The sequence below is a fragment of the Trinickia acidisoli genome (assembly GCF_017315725.1).
Taxonomy (GTDB): Bacteria; Pseudomonadota; Gammaproteobacteria; order Burkholderiales; family Burkholderiaceae; genus Trinickia; species Trinickia acidisoli.
On record NZ_JAFLRG010000001.1, the window covers coordinates 1,272,665 to 1,293,566 of the forward strand.

Annotated in this window: 14 protein-coding genes; 10 read left to right on the forward strand and 4 right to left on the reverse strand. The window is 63.5% G+C overall.

Going from position 1 to position 20,902, the window contains the following annotated elements; translation table 11 throughout:
- The first annotated feature begins 209 nt into the window (after positions 1-209).
- From J3485_RS05935 to J3485_RS05945, 3 genes are all read left to right on the forward strand, one after another.
- A complete protein-coding gene (locus J3485_RS05935) occupies positions 210-1,364 on the forward strand; it encodes a NucA/NucB deoxyribonuclease domain-containing protein (protein WP_242538499.1) in 1,155 nt (384 codons plus the stop codon).
- 26 nt (positions 1,365-1,390) lie between these two features.
- Entirely contained in the window at positions 1,391-3,433 is a 2,043-nt protein-coding gene (locus J3485_RS05940; RefSeq protein ID WP_242538681.1) for an SMI1/KNR4 family protein, read from the forward strand.
- Positions 3,434-3,562: 129 nt separating this feature from the next.
- The gene (locus J3485_RS05945; protein WP_206951604.1) at positions 3,563-4,108 is read left to right on the forward strand and encodes a GNAT family N-acetyltransferase; all 546 of its coding nucleotides are present in this window, start codon (positions 3,563-3,565) and stop codon (positions 4,106-4,108) included.
- 56 nt (positions 4,109-4,164) lie between these two features.
- On the opposite strand, the gene J3485_RS05950 is transcribed toward J3485_RS05945, so the two are convergent.
- The 3 genes from J3485_RS05950 to J3485_RS05960 form a co-directional block, all read right to left on the reverse strand.
- On the reverse strand, positions 4,165-5,037 hold the full coding sequence (locus J3485_RS05950; RefSeq protein ID WP_206951605.1) for a cytochrome c oxidase assembly protein: 873 nt from the start codon (positions 5,035-5,037) through the stop codon (positions 4,165-4,167).
- Positions 5,038-5,050: 13 nt separating this feature from the next.
- Positions 5,051-5,521, reverse strand: a complete 471-nt coding sequence (locus tag J3485_RS05955; RefSeq protein WP_206951606.1) for a copper chaperone PCu(A)C — start codon at positions 5,519-5,521, stop codon at positions 5,051-5,053.
- 117 nt (positions 5,522-5,638) lie between these two features.
- Positions 5,639-6,268, reverse strand: a complete 630-nt coding sequence (locus J3485_RS05960) for an SCO family protein (RefSeq protein WP_206955674.1) — start codon at positions 6,266-6,268, stop codon at positions 5,639-5,641.
- Positions 6,269-6,679: 411 nt separating this feature from the next.
- Between J3485_RS05960 and otsB the strand changes: the two genes are divergently transcribed.
- Both otsB and otsA read left to right on the forward strand, forming a co-directional pair.
- Positions 6,680-7,432 (forward strand): trehalose-phosphatase, encoded by a 753-nt coding sequence (gene otsB, locus J3485_RS05965; protein WP_206951607.1) that lies wholly within the window; start codon positions 6,680-6,682, stop codon positions 7,430-7,432.
- Positions 7,429-8,916: an alpha,alpha-trehalose-phosphate synthase (UDP-forming) gene (gene otsA, locus J3485_RS05970; RefSeq protein WP_206951608.1), complete on the forward strand. Its 1,488-nt coding sequence runs from the start codon at positions 7,429-7,431 to the stop codon at positions 8,914-8,916. The genes otsB and otsA overlap by 4 nt, the downstream gene beginning before the upstream one ends.
- A gap of 16 nt (positions 8,917-8,932) precedes the next feature.
- Here the strand turns inward: otsA and J3485_RS05975 are convergent, their stop codons facing one another.
- Positions 8,933-10,801: an ABC transporter ATP-binding protein gene (locus J3485_RS05975; protein WP_206951609.1), complete on the reverse strand. Its 1,869-nt coding sequence runs from the start codon at positions 10,799-10,801 to the stop codon at positions 8,933-8,935.
- 649 nt (positions 10,802-11,450) lie between these two features.
- Here J3485_RS05975 and J3485_RS05980 point away from each other — a divergent pair.
- The 5 genes from J3485_RS05980 (at position 11,451) to uvrA (ending at position 20,890) form a co-directional block, all read left to right on the forward strand.
- Positions 11,451-12,515, forward strand: a complete 1,065-nt coding sequence (locus J3485_RS05980; protein ID WP_206951610.1) for a glycosyltransferase family 4 protein — start codon at positions 11,451-11,453, stop codon at positions 12,513-12,515.
- A 237-nt stretch (positions 12,516-12,752) separates the two neighbouring features.
- The gene (locus J3485_RS05985) at positions 12,753-13,589 is read left to right on the forward strand and encodes a hypothetical protein (protein ID WP_206951611.1); all 837 of its coding nucleotides are present in this window, start codon (positions 12,753-12,755) and stop codon (positions 13,587-13,589) included.
- A 110-nt stretch (positions 13,590-13,699) separates the two neighbouring features.
- Positions 13,700-14,068, forward strand: a complete 369-nt coding sequence (locus J3485_RS05990; RefSeq protein ID WP_206951612.1) for a DUF488 domain-containing protein — start codon at positions 13,700-13,702, stop codon at positions 14,066-14,068.
- Positions 14,069-14,099: 31 nt separating this feature from the next.
- Positions 14,100-14,720 carry a uracil-DNA glycosylase family protein gene (locus tag J3485_RS05995; RefSeq protein WP_206951613.1) on the forward strand — a complete coding sequence of 207 codons (621 nt, stop codon included), beginning with the start codon at positions 14,100-14,102 and terminating at the stop codon, positions 14,718-14,720.
- A gap of 278 nt (positions 14,721-14,998) precedes the next feature.
- On the forward strand, positions 14,999-20,890 hold the full coding sequence (gene uvrA, locus J3485_RS06000) for an excinuclease ABC subunit UvrA (RefSeq protein WP_206951614.1): 5,892 nt from the start codon (positions 14,999-15,001) through the stop codon (positions 20,888-20,890).
- Positions 20,891-20,902 lie beyond the last annotated feature (12 nt).

Sequence of the window (20,902 nt, forward strand, 5' to 3'; positions counted from 1 at the left end):
ATGCGCTGAAGCGGGGATGTGCGATTCGGCCGAATGGCCTAGTCGTTGGGCGGTGGTCATTTAAGGTTGCCGTTCATCGGTTGACAGCGTGTCCGCCGAGAGTGGCACCTTCTTTTGGTCCTAAAACAACGAGTCATCGGCAATATCTTTGTGCGCTCGCCTTAGCCTCACTCGCTCGCTTCACCGCAGTGTTGAACAAAGGAGAAGGCATGATGAGATCGAGCGCGTACCGATGGATGCTCGCGTGCAGCGTGGCGCTTTGTTTATTTACCAACGCACGAGCGGACAGCGCGCTGGACGTATCGCCTGCCTGTACGACGGCCGTCCAAACGACGACCAATGATTCGCTGCTTAGTCGTGGCGCGTTCTGCCAAAGATCGGAGCCGCTGGAGTACGTGATCACCGACGAGACGAATGCCCAGGTTGGGCGAGTCGAGATCGATGCGTACGCGTATTCGGACAATCCGCTGAACCGGCTTGAGTGGCCGTTGAAATTTCGGTTTAGAACCAGGCTCGTGTCAGGTACCGCTGCTGGCTTGCAAATTAAGCCGATCGTCGAGTGTGGCGACGATTGCACGGTCGCACCCAATGCGGGGGTGCCGCTAGCGATTGGCGGGCTGTCGAGCGAGGTAGTGGTCATACTCACGCCCAATATGAAGGGTGAAAAGATGCTTGAATTGAGGCCTTACGTTGAATACAAGGTAGCCAAAACAGGCGATTCGTTCGAGGACGGGCCAAGCGTTCTCCCGTTTTACGGCAAAGCGCACGTGCCGGATATCCGATGTGACATTGGACTTGCAAAGGCCAAAACACGAGGTTGTGTGTATCCCGACGCACCCGCGATCATGCGATCGGTAAAGACGAACGATATGGCTGTCGACGAGTCGGCGGTCCATATAAGAGATGCGCAAGCAGCAGGGATGCCGGGCAAATTCATCTCAAGAGGCGATGGAACGATCCGCGAGAGTAGTGATGCGCGGCCGCTTACGCGTTTACGCGATCAAGAGCAACGAAAGAAAAACCGCAATGCTTCAAAAGATCAGTGTGTTGTGCAATACGGCAAGGTGAACGGGCAATGTACGTTCACCGGTGATCCTGACGACGAACCGAGTAATTGCGATTGCGACGAATATCCGTTTGCTGTTACGAGCCAAGGAGCGAGCGAAAAGGAGTTCGGCAAGGGCTTCTCCGTCAAGCGCATCGATAGTGGCGACAATCGGCGGTCCGGCGCTCGGCTCGGTTGCTTCTTGGCAAGTCAACGTGTTCTCGATGGGGAGAAGTTTTTTGTGGATGTCGAGCCGGGAGACGATATCCAGGGTGTGCCGGATATCTGCGAGCAAGACGTGATTGACGGTAATGACTGACCTGGCGACGATAACTTGAAATGACGATGCAAAAGCTACAATTCCCAGCATGGTTGAAGGCCGCGTACGGCCGTTGTCCAGATGCGATTCCGCGTGGGCTGCAATCGGAGACGATCGCCGTCGAGGACGCGTGTACGCGCGTGACGTCGGAGCCTGTTCGGGCATGCAACGCGGTCCCGCCGTGGAGCGTTGCGGCGCGTAACGGGTACGCGTTTCGAACGGAAGATACAAACCCCGTACCGGGTAGTCGCCCATCGAAGCTAAATTCCGATAGCGATCTCCTTGCCCCAGGGCGCCGTATCGATGATCCTCGGATCGAGCCGTTGGAGCCCGGAACGGCCATCGGAATGAACGCGTATGGCCCACTTCCGGTGAATGCCGACGCGGTTGTGCCCGACGACATTGCCACCGCTTTGGATGCTATCCAATACAAGCGAGTTTTGGTGCGGCGATTATTGCCGCGCGGAGCGAACGTTATTCAGAAGGCGAGCGAATACGCTGCCGGTGACGTTCTGCTCCAAAAGGGGCAGCGAATTACGCCCGAGCGCCAAGCGGTCTTGATTGCTGCGGGCGTTCGCGAACTGAAGGTGAGCAAGCGTCCTCGCATCGGCGTCGTTGTTTCGAGTTATGAACGGTGCGCACCGCTTGGGTCGCGCAGTTGTTGGCAAACTCCTGATGCTTGCGGGCCGTACATTCGCACGTTGATCGAACAATGGGGTTTCGAGGTCGCGCAGATCGAGTACATATCGCCGCCGTCTAGGGCGGGATCGACGCCCCAAGCGTTGCACGAGGCGGAGATTTCCTATAGACGGCGAATGATCGAACTCGCGCAGCGATACGACTTGATTATTGGCAGCGGCATGCTGTCGACCGAATCTCATCGGCGAGTGGGTCTCAATGGCTTATCGTGGTTCGCCGCTTCCTCATCTAACGATGAGATCAACATAAGTCAAGGGCCTGGAAGCCGGTTTAATCTTGCGGTAAGCCGGGATCGCTCGCCTCCTCGGACCGAGAAATTCGAAGTCAAGGATGCGACAGGGCGGGTTCGTGAGTCCCATAGCATCCATCACTTTGATCGCGCCACATTCGTCAATTTGCCGGGGTTCCTGAGTTCGGTCACCGTGCTCATGCACGTGTTAGTGCGGCGCATCATCGACCTCTACGAATTCGTGGAAACCCCTGGCCCGTGCTGGGAGATCGGTGAACTCGCCCGCGACGTCGAATGCGACCGAAAGACCAACTTGATGCAATGGGCAAAGATCGTCTGGGGCCCGCGCGGCGAACCACTGATCGATCCGCTGCCGGACCAAGAACCGCATCGCGTTTCAGCCTTTCTCGACGCCGATGTCATCGCTGCCATTCCGGTATGTCGCGGCGGTCTCGCCGCCGGAAGCCGCATTCACTTTCTGCGCTTGGACCCAATGCGGCAACCCGCGGCGCCCAATTGCGCCATCCCCCAGCCTATCGAAATCATCACCGAGGCCCATCACTCAACGGAGTTCGAATCCATGCAGCCACAAATGAATATCGCGCAATCTTGGTCATGCCTCAATGCTTGGCTGCAATCGATGCCCGATGCCATTCCAGGAGGGTTCAGGGCGGCCGCTAGCGACGACGACATACACGTTCTTGAAGCCGCAATCAGCGCGAAGCTGCCGGCCGACTTCACCGCTAGCCTAAAGACGCACAACGGGCAGGTGGATCAAGACGGTGTGTGCTTCGAAGGCGAAAGCCTGCTTAACATCAAAGGCATTCTCAGTGAGTGGACTTGCTGGCGCGACGTCATCGCGAATGACGAGTTCGAAGGGATCACATCCGATCCCGACGGTGGTGTGAAGGACGATTGGTACAACCTCAAGTGGATTCCGATTACGAGGAACGGCATGGGCGATTCCCTGTGCCTCGATCTCGACCCTGCTCCGGGCGGTACCTTCGGCCAGGTCATCCGTGTTTGGCACGACGACGAACGGCGCGAGCGCGTAGCAGCGAGCTTCGAGGCGTGGCTGTGCCGCATGGTCATGGACATCACCGGGCTCGAGGAACAAAAGGAACAAAAGGAGCAAGAGTAGTCGTGTCCCGGGCGGTATCGCTTCGTCCGATCCGCTTGACCCAACCGCAGCCTTTCGCCCCTGGCGCCCCTGGCATTTGCAGCGACGTCGCGGGATAATCATCCGGCACCGAATTTCCCGAACTTGCCCATGACCGATTTCGCCAGCGACTCGCACGCCTCTCTTGAATGGCGCTGGAAGCCGTTTTCCGCGCTCACAGCCGTTGAAGTTTATGACATGCTCAGGGCACGCAATGCGGTGTTCGTCGTGGAGCAGCAGTGCGTCTATAACGATGTCGATGGTCTCGATAAAGACGCATGGCACTTGTTAGCCTATTCCTATTCACGCGCAGTGAACGCGAATGCCACGGGGAGCGCAAACGCTGGCCGCGAACAAGATGCAACCGAACAAAGCCCAACACTAGCCGGCTATCTTCGCGTGCTGCTGCCCGACGCGTCGGATGCCGACATCCGCATCGGCCGCGTGTTGACGACTTCCAACTTTCGCCGTATCGGCTTGGGTAGCGTACTGCTCGAGCAGGCGCTCAAGCATGTCGTGGCGCAGTGGCCCGAGGAGGCAATCAAGCTCCACGCGCAGGCTCATCTGCAAATGTTCTATGGCGCCTTCGGCTTCGAACCGATCTCGGAAGTCCACGACGACGATGGCATCCCCCACGTGTGGATGCGGTCGGTTTGAGTCGTCTCGAACAGCTCGCTTAGCCGCGGATTACTGGATTTCGCGGCTAGAGGCCGTCAATGCGCGCGTGCGGGCGCTGGAGACTGCGCACCGCTAGGCATCTCCCGCCGTTCCTCGCGCAATCGCTCGCGAGTCGACAGCCGCATCCAGTGGCGCAGCGCGATGAGCGCGCCGAACACGCTCATCATCGACCCAGGAATCCATAGCAGCAATCCGCCGATCTGTTGGTCGCGGATCGGGCTGATCCAAGTAAACGCGCGTCCGCAGATCGAATAAATCGGGTAAAGCTCGCGCGGCGTGAAGAAAATCAGCGCCCCAAGGAGGATCTGCGGCGGAATCGCGGCGATGACGATCATGATCCGCCGTCCCGGCGCGAGGCGCGCAGGCGGTGCCGGGCGCGGATCGAGCACGAGCCACCAGAACATCAGGCCATCGATCACCATGCTCCAGTTCATGACGCGATAGAGCCGCCAATCGAGCATCGCTTTGAAATGAATCGGCGAAAGAAGCCAGAAGTAAATCAGCCCCACGAACAGCAAGACGGCCACGACCGGATGAAAGACGACGTCGAGCGTGGCCCGTATCGGTTTCGTCCGCATGACTGGGCCGACGAACCGTTGACGCCATTTGAACGGGATGCCGGCGCGTAGCGCGGCGCCCGGATACGACCAAGCGATAAAGAACGGCCCGAGGTGGTGCAGCACGAGATGCTGCAACCGATGCATGAAGAACTCGTGCTCGAAGAAATAATCGAGCCGCGTATGCAATGCGATATAAAGCGCAACCAGCCCGAACCAGAACGCTACCTGGCGCGGCAGCGATACGCGCGCGTGCCGTATGCCGCGTGCATAGAGAATCGCGGCCGTGAGCACGCAGATGACGACCGTCGGCGACGGTTCCCAAGGATCGAGCCAGTAAAGCAGATTCATTGCAGCTTCCGACTTAGTTCGCCGTGCCAGGCGGCTTGACGGCGAAGGGCGTATCCAGCGTTTCGCCGTCCGAGAATTTCAGCTTCAGATGCACGGTTGCGCCGGGTGCGATCTTGCGCGTCGGCGCTTCGAGCATGATGTGATAGCCGGTCGGCGCGATCGCCAGGCTGCCGTGTGCGGGCACTGTGGCTTTGTCGACCATGATCATATTCGTCGTCGAGCCGTTCGACACCGTTCGATGAAGCATGGCGCTGCCGTAATCGGGACTCGTGATTTCAGTCAGGTCGATGTTCTTGCCGCTCGAATTCGTCAGCGTCACGTAGCCGGCCGCGGGGAGGTTGCTCGGCAGCCAGCGAACCCATGCGTTCGTCGCCGTGATCGCGTGATCGCTCGCCGCAGCGGCAAGCGGACTCATCAGAGCGCAGGCGCCAAGCAGCATGGCGGCGAACGCGGCGGCACGTGTGGCAATCGGTCGAGATTTCATCGGCAGAGTTCGAATCGTTCGTGATGTTCAATTTGTCGAGGGCGACCGTACGGTCCCGAAGATCCGGCGCCGACGGCGGCACACGGTGAAGGACGATGATGCTCGTTGCCAAACCCCTCAAGCATCATGCTCGATCACGCGCTTCAGGTCGTGTGCGATGGCGTTGGGTGTATCGGTGCTCGTCGCCAACAGCCGCGCGCGCCCGTCGCGATCGAAGATGTAGACGGCCGAGCTGTGCGTGACCTCGTAACTGCCGCTCGGGTCGCGCTTTTCCATTTGATACGCGACACGATAGCGCTTCGCGAGCGATTCGACCTGCGCATCGGTGCCGGTCAGACCGCGGATATGCGCGGCGTCGAATGCCGTGACGTAAGCGTGGAGCACTTGTGGCGTATCGCGCGCCGGATCGACCGAAATGAATAGGATGCGCACTTGCTTCGCGTCGGCGGGCGGCAGCTTCGCAATCACTTGCATCAGCCGCGCCATCGTTTCCGGACAGACGTCGGGACAATGGGTGTAGCCGAAGTAGACGAGCGTTGTCTTGCCGTGAAACGCGGAAGCGGTCACGCTTTGCCCGTCGTCTGCCGTCAGCTTGAAGGCCAGGTCGGGCAAGTGGCCCGTGACGTCCGTCAGTTGCCAATGGCCATTGTCGGGCGCGCAGCCAGCAATCAGCGCGGCGCAGGCGAGCCCCACGAGGCCTCGCAGCATTCGCGGCCAGCGCGCTCGCACAGCGTGGGCGCGGCGCATGCGTGAGGGAGCCTCATTGACGTCGAACGAAATGGGGGCGAAGTGGGCCGGTTCGCCGGGCGGCGAGCCGACGCGGGCGACACGTGGCGGCATCCAAGACTCGTGAAGTGCTTCAGCGCCGCAGCGCCACCCGTGCGGGCGCACCGATTCGGCGGCTGAGAGGCACGGACTATAGCGCAAATAGCTTACCGTTGCCGTTCAGCGCCCGAATGTCCGTCAACGGCGAGGCAATATGTCGCAGGACTGAGGCAAGATACGTTTTAGGGAAACCGCGTCGCGTTTCTATCCGGCGTGCCTGGCGCGTTCGAGGTGTTCTTGCTCGAAATGGCGACGCAGGCGCGGTAAGATGCGCAAACTTTTCCGGTTCGGCACGGCTGAGCGCTGCGCCGCACCGTTATACGAACCGAGCTGATGCAATCTTTACCGGCTTTTCTGTCTCTGAGCGAGACGGCGTTCTTCTTCGATTTCGACGGTACGCTCGTCGAGCTTGCGTCCACCCCGGATGGGGTCGTCGTGCCGCCGGCCGTCGTCGATACGCTCGCGCGGTTGCGCCATTTGACGCGGGGCGCCGTGGCCGTCGTGTCCGGCCGCGGCATCGACAATATCGACGGGTTCCTCGGCATGCTCGACCTGCCCGTTGCCGGTCTGCACGGAGCCGAGCGGCGCGATGCGAACGGCGATACGGTCCGCCTGGGTTTCAACGACGAGCGTCTGCTGCGCATGGAGCGCGCATTGGCCGATCTCGTCAACGCGCACCCCGGCACGCTGCTCGAGATCAAGGGCGCCGCGCTCGCACTGCACTACCGCAACGCGCCGCTTGCCGAGACGGCCGCGCGCGAAGCGACGCAGCGTCTCGTCGACGAATACCCGGACGCGTACGTTCTGCAGCCGGGCAAGATGGTCTACGAAATCAAGCCGAAGAACGTCGATAAAGGGCGCGCGCTCGCGGCATTCCTAGACGAGCCGCCGTTCGCCGGGCGCACGCCGGTGTTCGCCGGCGACGATTTGACCGATGAGAAAGCGTTCGCGGTCGTCAACGCGCGCGGCGGCCTTTCGATCAAGGTCGGCGCCGGCGACACGTCGGCGCATACGCGTGTCGATTCGGTCGGTGCATTCGTCGACTGGCTCGCGGACATCGTCGCCGCGGCCGGGCGAGCGTCATGAGCCGTCTCATCATCGTTTCGAACCGGGTCGCGCCGATCTCGGAGGGCGGCCCGGCGGCCGGCGGCTTGGCGGTCGGCGTCTACGACGCGTTGAAGGAAACGGGCGGCATGTGGTTCGGCTGGAGCGGCGAAGTCGTTGCGTCGGGGCAGCCTCAGTTGCAGCTCGTCGAGCAGGGGCCCGTCACGTTCGCGACGATCGGCCTTGCGCGGCGCGACTACGATCAGTATTACCGCGGCTTTTCGAACGCGACGCTATGGCCCGCGTTTCACTATCGCGCCGATCTGATCCAGTACGATCGCCACGATTTCGAAGGCTACTGGCGCGTCAACACGTGGCTCGCCCAGCAACTCGTGCCGCTTTTGCGCGCGGACGACGTCATTTGGGTGCACGACTATCACCTGATTCCGTTCGCGCAAGCGCTACGTGTGGCGGGTGTGAAGAACCGCATCGGTTTTTTTCTGCATATCCCGTTTCCGGCGGCCCAGGTGCTGCTCGCCGTGCCGCCGCACCGCGCGCTCGTCGAGGCGCTGTGCTCGTTCGATCTGCTCGGCTTTCAGACGCAGGCGGACGTGCGCGCATTCTGCGACTATGTCGTGCACGAAGCCGCGGGCGAGGTAGAGAACGGCGAGCGCGGGGCGCCGTTCGTCGCGGGCGCGCCCGTGCAAGTGCGCGCGTTCGGACGCTCGCTGCATGCGGCCGCTTATCCGATCGGCGTCTATCCTGACGAAATCGCCCAGCTCGCCAAAGCCGGCGCGCGCGGCAAGTCGGTCCGGACGATGCGTCAGACCCTGCACGAGCGCAAGCTCATCATGAGCGTGGACCGGCTCGATTACTCGAAAGGACTCGTCGAGCGTTTCCGCGCGTTCGAGCGGCTGCTCGACCAAGTGCCGGCCTGTCGCAACAACGTGTCGTTCGTGCAGATTGCGCCGCCCACACGGGCCGACATGCACGCCTATCAGGATATTCGCCTGCGGCTCGAATCGGAGCTTGGGCGGGTCAACGGCCGCTTCGCCGAGCTCGATTGGACCCCGATCCGATACATCCATCGACAGTACGAGCGCTCGGTGCTCGCGGCGCTGTTTCGCCAATCGCACGTGGGCTACGTCACGCCGTTGCGCGACGGCATGAATCTCGTGGCGAAGGAGTACGTGTCCGCGCAAGACCCCGACGATCCCGGCGTACTCGTGCTCTCGCGCTTCGCGGGCGCTGCCGACGAATTGACGGGCGCGCTGATCGTCAATCCGATCGACATCGACGGTATGGCGCAAGCGCTGGCTCAGGCGTTGTCGATGCCGCTCGCAGAGCGGCGTGCACGCTATCGCGACATGATCGCCCAACTGCGCAACAACAACGTCTCGGTGTGGCGCGACACATTCTTGCGCGATCTCGCGCAAGGCCGTGGGCGGCAGCCGGCGGAAAACGAAGCAAACGAGAAGAGCGCCGGGGGGCGCGCCAAGACGACGCGCAAGCGCGGCGTGGCATGAAAACCTGAGTGCGTCTTTACGCGACGTGCTCGTCGATCTTGCGCCCGCCCGGGTGCAGCAGCATCGCCTTGCCGTGCTGCTTGGTCAGCAAATCGCGATAGATACCGGGGCGGTTGCGCAGTGCTTCGGGTGTGCCGTCGTCGATGACCTTGCCCGAACTCATGACGATGATACGGTCGAAGTTCTGCAGCGTGGAGAGCCGGTGCGCGATCGCAATCACGGTGCGTCCAACCATGAGGCGATCGAGCGCTTGCTGGATCGCTTCCTCCGATGCACTGTCGAGCGCCGAGGTGGCTTCGTCGAGCAGCAGGATCGGCGCGTTCTTCAGAATCGCCCGGGCGATGGCGACCCGCTGACGCTGTCCGCCCGAAAGCTTGACGCCGCGGTCGCCGACGATCGTGTCGAACCCCTCCGGCATCGCTTCGATGAAGTCGGTGCAACGGGCCTCGCGCGCGGCGGCGTGGACTTCCTCGCGGCTCGCGTCGGGCCGGCCGTAGGCGATGTTCTCGTAAACGGTCCGATGAAAGAGGGCAATGTCTTGCGGCACGAGCGCGATCGCGTGGCGCAGGCTCTCTTGCGTGATCGCCCCGATGTTTTGTCCGTCGATCTTGATCGAACCGCCTTGCGCTTCGTAAAAGCGCTGCAACAGCGCGAGCACGGTCGATTTGCCGGCCCCGGATTTGCCGACGAGCCCCACGCGCTGTCCCGCCTCGATATGCAAATCGAAATGGTCGAGGATCGGCCGGCGGCGCGGGTAGGCGAACGTCGCACTTTCGAAATCGACGCGCCCGCCATGCGTTGCGAGCGGGACGGCATCTTCGCGATCGGGCATGCCGTGCGGCTCCAGCAGCGTTTTGACCGCCTCGGCCAGCCGCGCGATGTGTTGCGTGACGTCGACGAGCGCGACGGCAAGGTCGCGCGTGCCGTGCAGGATCGTAAAGCCGAGCGAACTCGTGAGCACGATGTCGCCCGAAGTCGCTCGCCCTTGAGTCCACAGCCAAAGCGCCCATCCGAGCAGCCCCGCCGAGAGCAGCGCCGTAATGCCGGCGTGGAGGAGCCGCAGGCGCTCGAGGTACAGCAGGCTTTGCTGGCGCGCGTCCATCTCGGCCTTGACCGTTTCGCCGAAGCGCCGCTGCTCGCGCAGCGTCATGCCGAAGGCGCGCACGAGCGCCATGTTGCCGATGACGTCGACGAGTTCGCCGTCGACGGCCGCCGCCTTGGTGGCGAATTTGTGATGTCGCGACGAACCGCGTCCGGCGAGCTTGAACAGGACGATGGCGAGTACGCCCGAGCACAGCATGAGGCAGCCTGCCATGACCGGGTTCACCGAGATGATCATGACGATGGCCCCGACCACGGCGATGCAGGGCGGCAGCACGTTCCAGGCCATCGTGTTCTCGGTCGTATAGACCGCATTCGAGGTGGCCGTGATGCGACTGGCGAGCGTTCCGGGTTGGCGCTCCGAGAAGTAGCCGGGGGAGTGGCCCGTCAGATACTGGAACAGGTCGCGCCGCAGATCGCCCGTGACGGTGACGAACGCATGGGCGGCAACCCATCCGCCGATGCGCCAGAGCAGATTGTCGGCCGCGATGAGCGCGACCAGGACCGCGAACGCCGTCCACAGCGGGCCCGGATGGCCGCGGCCCGTACCGAGCACGTCGATCAGATGTTTGATCGCATACTGCGAGGCAAGCGCGCAGCCGACCGCTGCAAAGACGCTTGCCAGCACGATTGCGTGAGCAATGGGGTGGCGCCGGATGTAACTGAGCAGGAACGCGAGAGGCCGCTCGGCATAGCTCGAGAGCCTGGCGTTGCGAGCGTTACGCTCGGCGACGGTCAAATCTTCCAATTGTGGTTCGTGCGAGGCACGCGAAGCGAGTGTCATGAAAAGCATAGTCTGCGTGTGACGGACCGACAGCCAATCTCTCGCAATAACGAGATTAACGAGATGGCGCGGCACGTCGCCATTGTAAACATCCGCGGAAGTTCCCCGGGGCTTCACGACGAGCGTTGGGTATGCACAACGCCGATTTGCGGCGACGCATCGTTTAGGCTTGCACGGAGCAAGTTCGGTGCGCGGGTTGGGGCGAAAGGTTGGGTGAAGCTAACCGTAATTTTCGGATACAATAACAGGTTACGTTCGAACGCCTCGTCGTGCGGCATGCCGGGGCGAGTGAAATGTATCCGCCTTGTAACAATGTAAAGAGTTTGAAATGTCCCGCGGCGCAGCATGAAACCGACCGGATAATCGATCCGGGTTTGCCCTAGGAAATTTAATGGGCGGCCGTCAACGGTTGGGCGTGTTGTGCGTTTAACGACATGTGGCGCGTAGTCCCGAGATCGATCGAGCGGTGTTGTCGACGGCCAAGGGTGAGTCGCACCCGCGCGCACCCGCGCGCACCCGTTCCCGCTTCGGTCCAATGCGTCATGCGGGGCGGGTGTCGCTGCCTGGTGTCGGAGCGGGCGATTCGATTCGCTTCCAGACACGGTCAACACAACACATTTGCCTGAATATTTATTAGGAGTTCATCACTATGCGGATCGCTCAAATCGCTCCTTTGCATGAAGCGGTTCCTCCGAAGCTCTACGGTGGAACGGAGCGCGTCGTGTCGTACCTGACGGAAGCCCTCGTCGAGCTCGGACACGACGTGACGCTCTTCGCGAGCGGCGATTCGAAGACGTCGGCCAAGCTCGAAGCGTTCTGGCCGCAGGCGCTGCGTCTCGATCCGTCGATCCGCGACACGATGGCTCCCCATATGCTGCTGCTCGAGGAAGTGCGCCGTCGCGCCGAGGAATTCGACGTACTGCATTTCCACATCGACTACTACCCGTTCTCGCTGTTCTCGCGCCAGCCGGTGCCGCACCTGACCACACTGCACGGCCGCTTGGATCTGCCCGAGTTGCAGCCGATCTTCAATACGTTCAACGAAGTGCCCGTCGTTTCGATCTCGGACAACCAACGCATGCCGCTGCAGCAGGCGAACTGGCTCTCGACGGTCTATCACGGCTTGCCCGAAAACCTGTTGACGCCGCGGACCGACGTCGAACCGAGCTACCTGGCGTTCCTTGGCCGCATCTCGCCGGAAAAGCGCGTCGACACGGCCATCCGCATCGCCGAGAAGGCCGGCATGAAGATCAAGATCGCCGCGAAGCTCGACAAGGCCGATCGCGCTTACTATGAAGAGCAGATCAAGCCGCTCTTCTCGCTGCCGCACGTCGAATACATCGGCGAAATCGGCGAATCCGAAAAGGCCGAATTCCTCGGCGGCGCTCATGCGCTGTTGTTCCCGATCGATTGGCCGGAGCCGTTCGGTCTCGTCATGATCGAGGCGATGGCTTGCGGCACGCCTGTCATCGCGTTCAAGCGCGGCTCGGTGCCCGAAGTCATCGAGAACGGCGTGTCGGGCTTCGTCGTCGAAGACGAATTGTCGGCTGTCGCCGCCGTCAAGCGGTTGTCGTCGCTGCCGCGCGAAACGGTGCGCAAGACGTTCGAAACGCGCTTCACCTCGAAGGTCATGGCGCAAAATTACGTGGCATCGTACGAAAACCTGCTGCGTCAAAAGCGCCGCACCGTGCTGCGCGAAGTCGCCGCCGGCTAAGCCGCAAGGGCGCATGGCCGCTCGGCCGCGCTTTTGGTTTGCTCTCGTCACGCCCCGCCTGCCCTAGCGGCACGCGGGGCGTGACGTTTTCCGCCGCCTGATGCGGTGTTTTGGCGGATATTTCGGGGCGTTCCGGTCTATGCAGATGCGTGGGAGACGGGAAAGGCGGCGTCCGAATCCCTATAATGCTGCTGCCGCGAGATTGGCGGTGACAACGACCGACCTTAGGAGAGCGTCTTGGCGAGAGCGAACACCACGCGAGCAGATCCGGCCCCCGGTGCCGGCACGATGTTCACGCTGCGTGCCATCGGTCTCGTTCTGCTGGCGCGCTGGCTCTACTCGATGGCGCAAATGGGCTACGGCGTGTCGCTCTCGGCGATGGCCTCGTCGCCCTGGGCGTCGATCAACGGCGTTTTTCTCTTTCTGCTCATTGTCCTGCCTGGTGCGCGCGCTCGTGCCGAGCGGCCGTTTCATCCGCTGCCGCAATGGCTGCGGCAGGCGTTACGGCTGTTCGCCTTCCTGTGCCTGCTGTTCGCCGTCTGGTCGATCGGCGTCTTTGCTTGGGCCGCGGGCGGCAGGCGCACGGTTCATGCAATAACCGAAACGAACGGCTGGCTCGTCGCTGCGCCCGCGTTGTACGCGGCGGTCCTTTGGATTTGTCGCCCGCGCGCGCTTTGGCGCACGAACGTTGCCGCCCGGCGCTTTGCGATCGGTCGATATGCCGTTTCGCTCGACGCGGCTACGCGTACCGTCGTCGTTTGGGTCGAAAGCCGCAAGCTTGGGCAATACGATGCGCGGGAGCTCTCGATCAAATGGCCGGCCGCGTCGGCGCTCGAACACGAGCGCCCCACGATGCATGTGCCGGCGCCGGCCGATGGTGCGGCGGTCACGAGACAAGGCGGCGCAGCCGCCGTGCGCGCGCACGGGTGGGCACGGCGCTCGCATGTGGAATTGCTGTGGGACTCGCCGGCCGCGATCGGCCACAATCGCCAGACGGTTTTTCGTGCGACGCTAGCAACGGACGGTGATCGACGCTCTGCGCACGCGCTCGACGCGACGCTGCGGCAGGTTTGACCGAATGGTGCCGAGCCCCATGGGCCGCCGCGCGACGGCGGTCGAGGCCTAGGCCACTCGTGACGGTGCCGGTTGCGCCGCGGGTAGGCTAGTCGCGAGGAGGGATGGCCATGAAAGAGGCTCGAATCGATCTAGCCCGGGCTTACGATGCGCTCGGGCCAGATGGGCGTGCGCGTTTTCTCGTCGACCGCATGTGGCCGCGCGGCGTCACGAAGGATACGTTGCGGATTGAAGCGTGGTTGCGCGACGTCGCGCCGAGCACCGAGCTGCGACGTTGGTTCGGGCACGACCCGTCGCGTTGGCAGGAATTTCAACAGCGTTACTGCGCCGAGCTCGATGCCAACCCCACGTCCTGGGAACCGCTCGTCGCCGCGGCCAAGCACGGGCCCGTCACGCTTTTGTTCGGCGCGCGCGACCGAGAGCACAATCAGGCCGTCGTGTTGCGCGATTACTTGATGCGCAAGCTCGCGCATCGTTGACCGCCATATCGTTTTACACCGGGTTTTGTCCATGTCGTCTTCGTCCGAGGTTCGTCTGCAGTTGCTGCTAGCCGAAATCCGTGCATGTCGCGTGTGCGAGGCGCATTTGCCTCAAGGGCCGAGACCCGTCTTGCAGGTGGGGCGCTCGGCGCGTGTGCTCGTCGTCGGCCAAGCGCCGGGGGCGCGCGTGCATGCGTCGGGGATACCGTGGGACGACAAGAGCGGCGAGCGCTTGCGCGCTTGGATGGGGATCGGCCCCGAGCGCTTCTACGACCCCGACTGCGTTGCGCTCGTGCCGATGGGGTATTGCTACCCAGGGCGCGGCGCGTCGGGCGATCTTCCACCCCGTCGCGAATGCGCCGAGCTGTGGCTCGAGCGCGTATTGGAGCAGTTGCCTCGCATCGAGCTGACCTTGCTCGTCGGTGCGTATGCGCAGCAGCGCTTTTTAGGCGGTGAGCGTCGCGCTAGCTTGACCGAAACCGTCACGGCGTGGCGAGACTATGGCGCATCGCGTTTGCCGCTGCCGCATCCGTCGCCGCGTAACCTCGGCTGGTTCAAGCGTCATCCGTGGTTCGAGCTCGAGTTGCTGCCTGTGCTGAAGCAGCGCGTGGCCAAGGCGCTGTCCGGCGAGCGAATCGAGGCAACGATCTAAAAAGGGCGCGGGCGCGAAAACCCGACGACGCAGTCAGGGTCGTCAAGCACCCATGCGCTTGCCTTTCGTCAGTGGCTGTCACTAATTTACCCAGGCTGCACTGACCAATCTCAGCCGATACCGGCGCGAGCAGACGGTTCCTCGAACAAAGCGCGATCACCCGACGCGGGGCACGGCCAAGTCCGCCGAGCGGGACTATCATTGCACCCCTGGCGCGCTTTCTTATCTCAAAACGACTGCGCGCATCTTCGATATAGCGCGTAGAAAGGACACGTCTCATGACTTCCGGCGTCATCCGCATTCGCGGAGCTCGTCAGCACAATCTCAAAAATATCGATCTCGATTTGCACACGGGGGAGATGACGGTCGTTACGGGGCCGTCGGGCTCGGGCAAATCGAGCCTCGTTTTCGACACGCTCTACGCCGAGGGCCAACGCCGTTACGTCGAGACGTTCAGCGCTTACGCGCGTCAGTTCCTCGATCGGATGGATCGTCCGCAGGTCGACCGCGTCGACGGCGTGCCGCCCGCGATCGCGATCGATCAGACGAACCCCGTGCGCAGTTCGCGCTCGACGGTCGGCACGATGACGGAGCTCAACGATCACCTGAAGCTGCTCTACGCGCGCGCCGCGCAGCTCTTCGACAAGGCGACGGCCGAGCCCGTGCGCCACGACACGCCCGAAACCATTTACGCCGAACTCGTTGCACGCACGGCCGAGCGCGACGAGCGGCTCGTCGTCACGTTTCCCGTCGAGCTGCCCGAGCAGACGAGCGCCGATGAAGTTGGGCAGTGGCTGTCGGCGAGCGGCTATACGCGAGTGCAAGCCGAGCGCGAGGTGGCGACGCCGGCCGGCGCGCGCAAGGTGCTCGACGTCGTGGCCGACCGCTTCCGTTTGAGCAAGACCGAGAAAGTGCGGGTGGTCGAAGCGATCGAGGCGTCGCTCAAGCGCGGGACGGGGCGCGTGAATGTGTACGTCCTGCCCGACAGCGATGCCGAAACCGGAGACGAAGCGGCGCCGCGCATTTGGCGCTTCTCGACGGGCTTGCACTGCCCCGAGAGCGATCTGCGCTACGCCGATCCGCAGCCGGGACTGTTTTCGTTCAACTCGGCCTACGGTGCGTGCGACGTGTGTCGTGGCTTCGGCCGCGTGATCGGCGTCGATCTCGGCCTTGTGATTCCCGATGTGCGCAAGACGCTCGCGGGCGGGGCCATCAAGCCGATGCAAACGCCTGCGTGGAAGGAGTGCCAGGACGACCTCATGCGCTATGCCGCGCGCTCGCGCATTCGCACGACGACGCCTTGGGCCGAGCTGACCGATGCCGAACGCGACTGGGTCATCGACGGCTCGCCCGATTGGAACGGCGAGTGGCAGCGCGAGTGGTACGGCGTGCGGCGCTTCTTCAATTATCTCGAGTCGAAAGCGTACAAGATGCACATTCGCGTGCTCTTGTCGAAGTACCGCAGCTACACGCCGTGCGAAACCTGCGGGGGCGCGCGGCTCAAGACCGAATCGCTGTTGTGGCGTCTTGGCACGAAGCGTAACGCCGACGCCGTGCTCGCGCCCGATGCGCGCTTCATGCCGCACGGCGTGACTTGGGCGCCTGCGCAACTCGAAGCGTTGCCAGGGCTGACCGTGCACGACCTGATGCTGATGCCGATCGCGCGCATCCGCCGGTTTTTCGACGAAATCACGCTGCCGAGCGCGCTACTCGACGACGCGCTGAAACTGCTGGTTGCCGAAGTGCGCACGCGTCTGCGCTACCTCTGCGACGTCGGTCTCGGTTATCTGACGCTCGATCGGCAAAGCCGCACGCTCTCGGGCGGCGAAGTGCAGCGGATCAATCTGACGACCGCGCTCGGCACCTCGCTCACGAAGACGCTGTTCGTGCTCGATGAGCCGAGCATCGGCCTGCATCCGCGCGATCTCGATCGTATCGTCGAGGCGATGCGGCGTTTGCGCGACGCCGGCAATACGCTCGTCGTCGTCGAACACGACCCGTCGGTGATGCTCGCGGCAGACCGCCTCATCGACATGGGGCCGGGGCCTGGCGAGCGCGGCGGCAGCATCGTCTTCGACGGGCCGCCCGCCGACATCCGCTCGGCCCGCACCTTGACGGGCGAATACCTCGGCGCGCGCCTGCGCGTGGCCGATGCGACGCACTGGGCGCGACGGCTTGTCGACGAACAGACGCCGCGACTCGTTCTCGAAGGCGCGAGCGAACACAACTTGCTCGACGTTACGGTCGACATTCCGCTCGCACGGCTCGTCTGCGTGACGGGCGTCTCCGGTTCGGGCAAATCGACGCTCGTGCAGGACGTCCTCTATCCGGCGCTCGCGCGCCATCTCGGGCGTCCGACCGAAACGCCAGGCGCGCATCGCGCCTTGGTTGGTGCTCGGTTGATCGCCGATGCCGTATTCGTCGACCAATCGCCGATCGGCAAGACAGCACGCTCCAATCCCGCGAGCTACGTCGGGGCCTTCGACGAAATCCGCAAGCTGTTCGCAAAAGCGCCGCTCGCGCTGCAACGCGGTTACGCTGCCGGCACGTTCAGCTTCAATTCGGGCGATGGCCGCTGCCCGACCTGCGGCGGCTCGGGCTTCGAGCACGTCGAGATGCAATTCCTTTCCGACGTCTATCTGCGCTGCCCCGATTGCGATGGCCGCCGCTATCGCGCCGAAGTGCTCGAGGTGACGATCGAACGGGGCGCGCCGGCGCGCGCTTTGTCGATTGCCGACGTGCTCGAGCTGACCGTCAGCGAGGCGGTGAGCCTATTTGCCGCCGATGCCGACGTGGTGCGTGTACTGCAGCCGATCGTCGATGTCGGCCTCGAATACGTGAAGCTCGGCCAACCGGTGCCGACGCTGTCGGGCGGCGAGGCCCAGCGGCTCAAGCTCGCAGGCTTTCTCGCGGAAACGAGCGGTAAGATCGGAGCCGAAGCGACGCCCGGGGGGCGCCTCTTCATGTTCGACGAGCCGACGACGGGCCTGCACTTCGACGACATCGCCAAGCTCATGCGTGCCTTCGGCAAGCTGCTCGCGCGCGGCCATTCGTTGATCGTCATCGAACACAATCTGGACGTGATCCGCGCGGCCGATTGGATCGTCGATCTGGGCCCCGAGGGTGGTGACGAAGGCGGCCTCGTCGTCGCGATCGGCACGCCCGAAGACATCAAGGCGTGCGAGGCGTCGCATACGGGCCGCGCGCTGAAGCAGTACGACGAGACCCTGGGTGCGAACGAAACCGAAGCGGCGGCAGCAGTAGGGGTGCCGTTGCAAGCAGCGCTCGCGGCGGCGCGCGCACGCCGCGCGATCGAGGGCGACGACGTCGTGCGCATCGTCAATGCGCGCGAGCACAATCTCAAGAGCCTGAACGTCGACATTCCGCACGGCAAATTCAACGTTGTGACGGGCGTGTCGGGCTCGGGCAAATCGACGCTCGCATTCGATATCCTCTTCCACGAAGGCCAGCGGCGCTATCTCGAGTCGCTCAATGCCTACGCACGTTCGATCGTGCAACCGGCGGGACGCCCGGAAGTCGATGCCGTGTACGGCATTCCGCCGACGGTCGCGATCGAGCAGCGTCTCTCGCGCGGCGGACGCAAGAGCACGGTGGCGACGACCTCCGAAGTCTGGCATTTCCTGCGGCTGCTCTACGTGAAGCTCGGCATTCAGCACTGCGCGCACGACGGTACGCCCGTCAAGCCGCAAAGCGCCGAGTCGATTGCCGCACAACTGCTGCGCGACTACGCGGGCGAGCACGTGGGCTTTTTCGCGCCGCTCGTCGTCAACCGCAAGGGCGTTTATACCGATCTGGCGAAGTGGGCGAAGGCGCGCGGCCATACGCATCTGCGCGTGGACGGCGAGTTCTTGCCCGTCGATCCATGGCCGAAGCTCGAGCGCTTTCGCGAACACACGATCGAGCTGCCCGTCGCCGACCTCGTGATTTCCGCCGACAACGAAGCCGAGTTGCGTCGCGCGCTCGATGCGGCGCTCGAGCTCGGCAAAGGCGTCGTGCATCTGTTGGCGCCGCTCGACGGTTTGGCCGATGCGCTCGAATCGAAGCGATCGACGACGAGTATCGGCGAGATGCAAGTGCTGTCGGTCAAGCGCGCATGCCCCGTTTGCGGCACGAGCTATCCGGAACTGGACCCGCGCATGTTCTCGTACAACAGCAAGCACGGTTGGTGCGCGAGTTGTGTCGGGACGGGGCTCGCGCTCACGCGCGAGCAGCGCGCGGCGTACGACGACACGATATTGGGCGCTGAAGACGGCCGTGGGCGAGAGCAGACGCTGCCGTCCGAGGAGCAGGAGATCGAGGGCGTCGGCGATGTCCCTTGCCCCGATTGCGGCGGCACGCGTTTGAACGAGACGGCGCGCGCCGTGTGGTTCGATGGCCGCTCGATCGTCGATGTCGGGCGCTGGACCGTATCCGACACGCGCGCATGGATCGACACGATCGGGCTGGCTGGACGCGATGCGCAGATCGCGCGCGACGTCGTCAGCGAAATCGCGAGCCGCTTGCGCTTTCTCGAGGAGGTGGGGCTCGGCTATCTGAGCCTCGATCGTGCGGCGCCGAGCTTGTCGGGCGGCGAGGCACAGCGAATTCGGCTCGCGGCGCAACTCGGCAGCAACTTGCAGGGCGTCTGCTATGTGCTCGACGAACCGACGATCGGCCTGCATCCACGCGACAACCGAATCTTGCTCGACGCTTTGCATCAACTCGGCGAGAAGGGCAACACGCTCGTCGTCGTCGAGCATGACGAAGACACGATACGCCGTGCCGACCACATCATCGACATCGGGCCCGGTGCAGGCAAACGCGGCGGCCGGCTCGTTGCCGAAGGGGGCGTGAAGGATCTGGCGGCGCACGCCGATTCGTTGACGGGGCAATTTCTTGCACAGCCCATCGTCCACCCGCTGCAGCCGCGCCGCGAAGTGCGCGCCGACGCGAAAGCACCCGTGCCTGCGCAATGGCTTACGGTGCATGGGGCATCGCTGCACAACCTACGCGACGTGACGGCCCGCATTCCGCTCGCGCGGCTCGTGGCGGTGACGGGAGTGTCGGGCTCGGGCAAATCCACGCTCGCGCGCGACGTGCTGATGACGAACCTGCTCGATGCGGTCGGACGTTCGGTGCTGTCGTCGCCGGCGACGCGCCGCGCTCGCCGCGCCGCGCAGGAAGGCGCAGGCGCGCGCGCGAATACACGCGCCCAGCCGAGCCGCCGCGCGAACTCGAGCGAGACACGCGTGCCGTTGCAAGTCGCGCATAGCTGGCAAGGGTGCAAGTCGGTCTCGGGCTTCGAAGTGATCGACCGCGTGCTCGAAGTCGATCAAACGCCGATCGGCAAAACGCCGCGTTCGTGTCCGGCGACCTACATCGGCGTGTGGGACACGATACGCAAGTTGTTTGCCGAAACGCTCGAAGCGCGTGCGCGCGGTTATGCGGCTTCGCGCTTCTCGTTCAATACAGGCGATGGGCGCTGCCCAGCATGCGAAGGGCAGGGCGTGCGTACGATCGGCATGAGCTTCCTGCCTGACGTGAAGGTGCCGTGCGACGTCTGCCACGGACAGCGATTCAATCCGGAAACGCTTGCGGTAACGTGGCGCGGCAAGAACATCGGCGACGTGCTGACGATGGAGATCGACGAAGCCGTGGACTGCTTCGCGCCGATGCCGAGCATCGCGCATCCGCTACAGCTCATGAAGGACGTGGGGCTCGGTTATCTGACGCTAGGGCAGCCGTCGCCGACGCTGTCGGGCGGCGAGGCGCAGCGGATCAAGCTCGTGACCGAACTGGCGAAGGTGAGGGATGACGTCACACGGCGCGGGCAGAAGGCGCCGCATACGTTCTACGTGCTCGACGAACCGACGGTCGGTTTGCATATGGCGGACGTCGCCCGCCTCATTCGCGTGCTGCATCGGCTCGTGGACGGGGGGCACAGCGTCATCGTCATCGAGCACGATCTCGATGTGATCGCCGAAGCCGATTGGATCATCGATCTTGGCCCCGAGGGCGGTGCGGGCGGCGGGACGATCGTTGCGGCGGCTGATCCTGAAACGCTTGCGCGCGTGAGCGGCAGCCATACCGGTGCGGCGCTCGTGTCGGTGCTCGCGCGCGCGGCGGGTGAGAGGACAGGGGCGCAGGAGGGTGGCCGGCGCCGCGCTTGATGGCGCTTTGCG

Coding starts and splice junctions, on each gene's coding strand:
- J3485_RS05960 (WP_206955674.1), bottom strand. CDS start 6,268: ATGCGCCGCGCCCACGCTGTGCGAGCGCGCTGGCCGCGAATGCTGCGA.
- J3485_RS05945 (WP_206951604.1), top strand. CDS start 3,563: ATGACCGATTTCGCCAGCGACTCGCACGCCTCTCTTGAATGGCGCTGG.
- otsB (WP_206951607.1), top strand. CDS start 6,680: ATGCAATCTTTACCGGCTTTTCTGTCTCTGAGCGAGACGGCGTTCTTC.
- uvrA (WP_206951614.1), top strand. CDS start 14,999: ATGACTTCCGGCGTCATCCGCATTCGCGGAGCTCGTCAGCACAATCTC.
- J3485_RS05980 (WP_206951610.1), top strand. CDS start 11,451: ATGCGGATCGCTCAAATCGCTCCTTTGCATGAAGCGGTTCCTCCGAAG.
- otsA (WP_206951608.1), top strand. CDS start 7,429: ATGAGCCGTCTCATCATCGTTTCGAACCGGGTCGCGCCGATCTCGGAG.
- J3485_RS05940 (WP_242538681.1), top strand. CDS start 1,391: ATGCAAAAGCTACAATTCCCAGCATGGTTGAAGGCCGCGTACGGCCGT.
- J3485_RS05935 (WP_242538499.1), top strand. CDS start 210: ATGATGAGATCGAGCGCGTACCGATGGATGCTCGCGTGCAGCGTGGCG.
- J3485_RS05975 (WP_206951609.1), bottom strand. CDS start 10,801: ATGACACTCGCTTCGCGTGCCTCGCACGAACCACAATTGGAAGATTTG.
- J3485_RS05990 (WP_206951612.1), top strand. CDS start 13,700: ATGAAAGAGGCTCGAATCGATCTAGCCCGGGCTTACGATGCGCTCGGG.
- J3485_RS05950 (WP_206951605.1), bottom strand. CDS start 5,037: ATGAATCTGCTTTACTGGCTCGATCCTTGGGAACCGTCGCCGACGGTC.
- J3485_RS05955 (WP_206951606.1), bottom strand. CDS start 5,521: ATGAAATCTCGACCGATTGCCACACGTGCCGCCGCGTTCGCCGCCATG.
- J3485_RS05995 (WP_206951613.1), top strand. CDS start 14,100: ATGTCGTCTTCGTCCGAGGTTCGTCTGCAGTTGCTGCTAGCCGAAATC.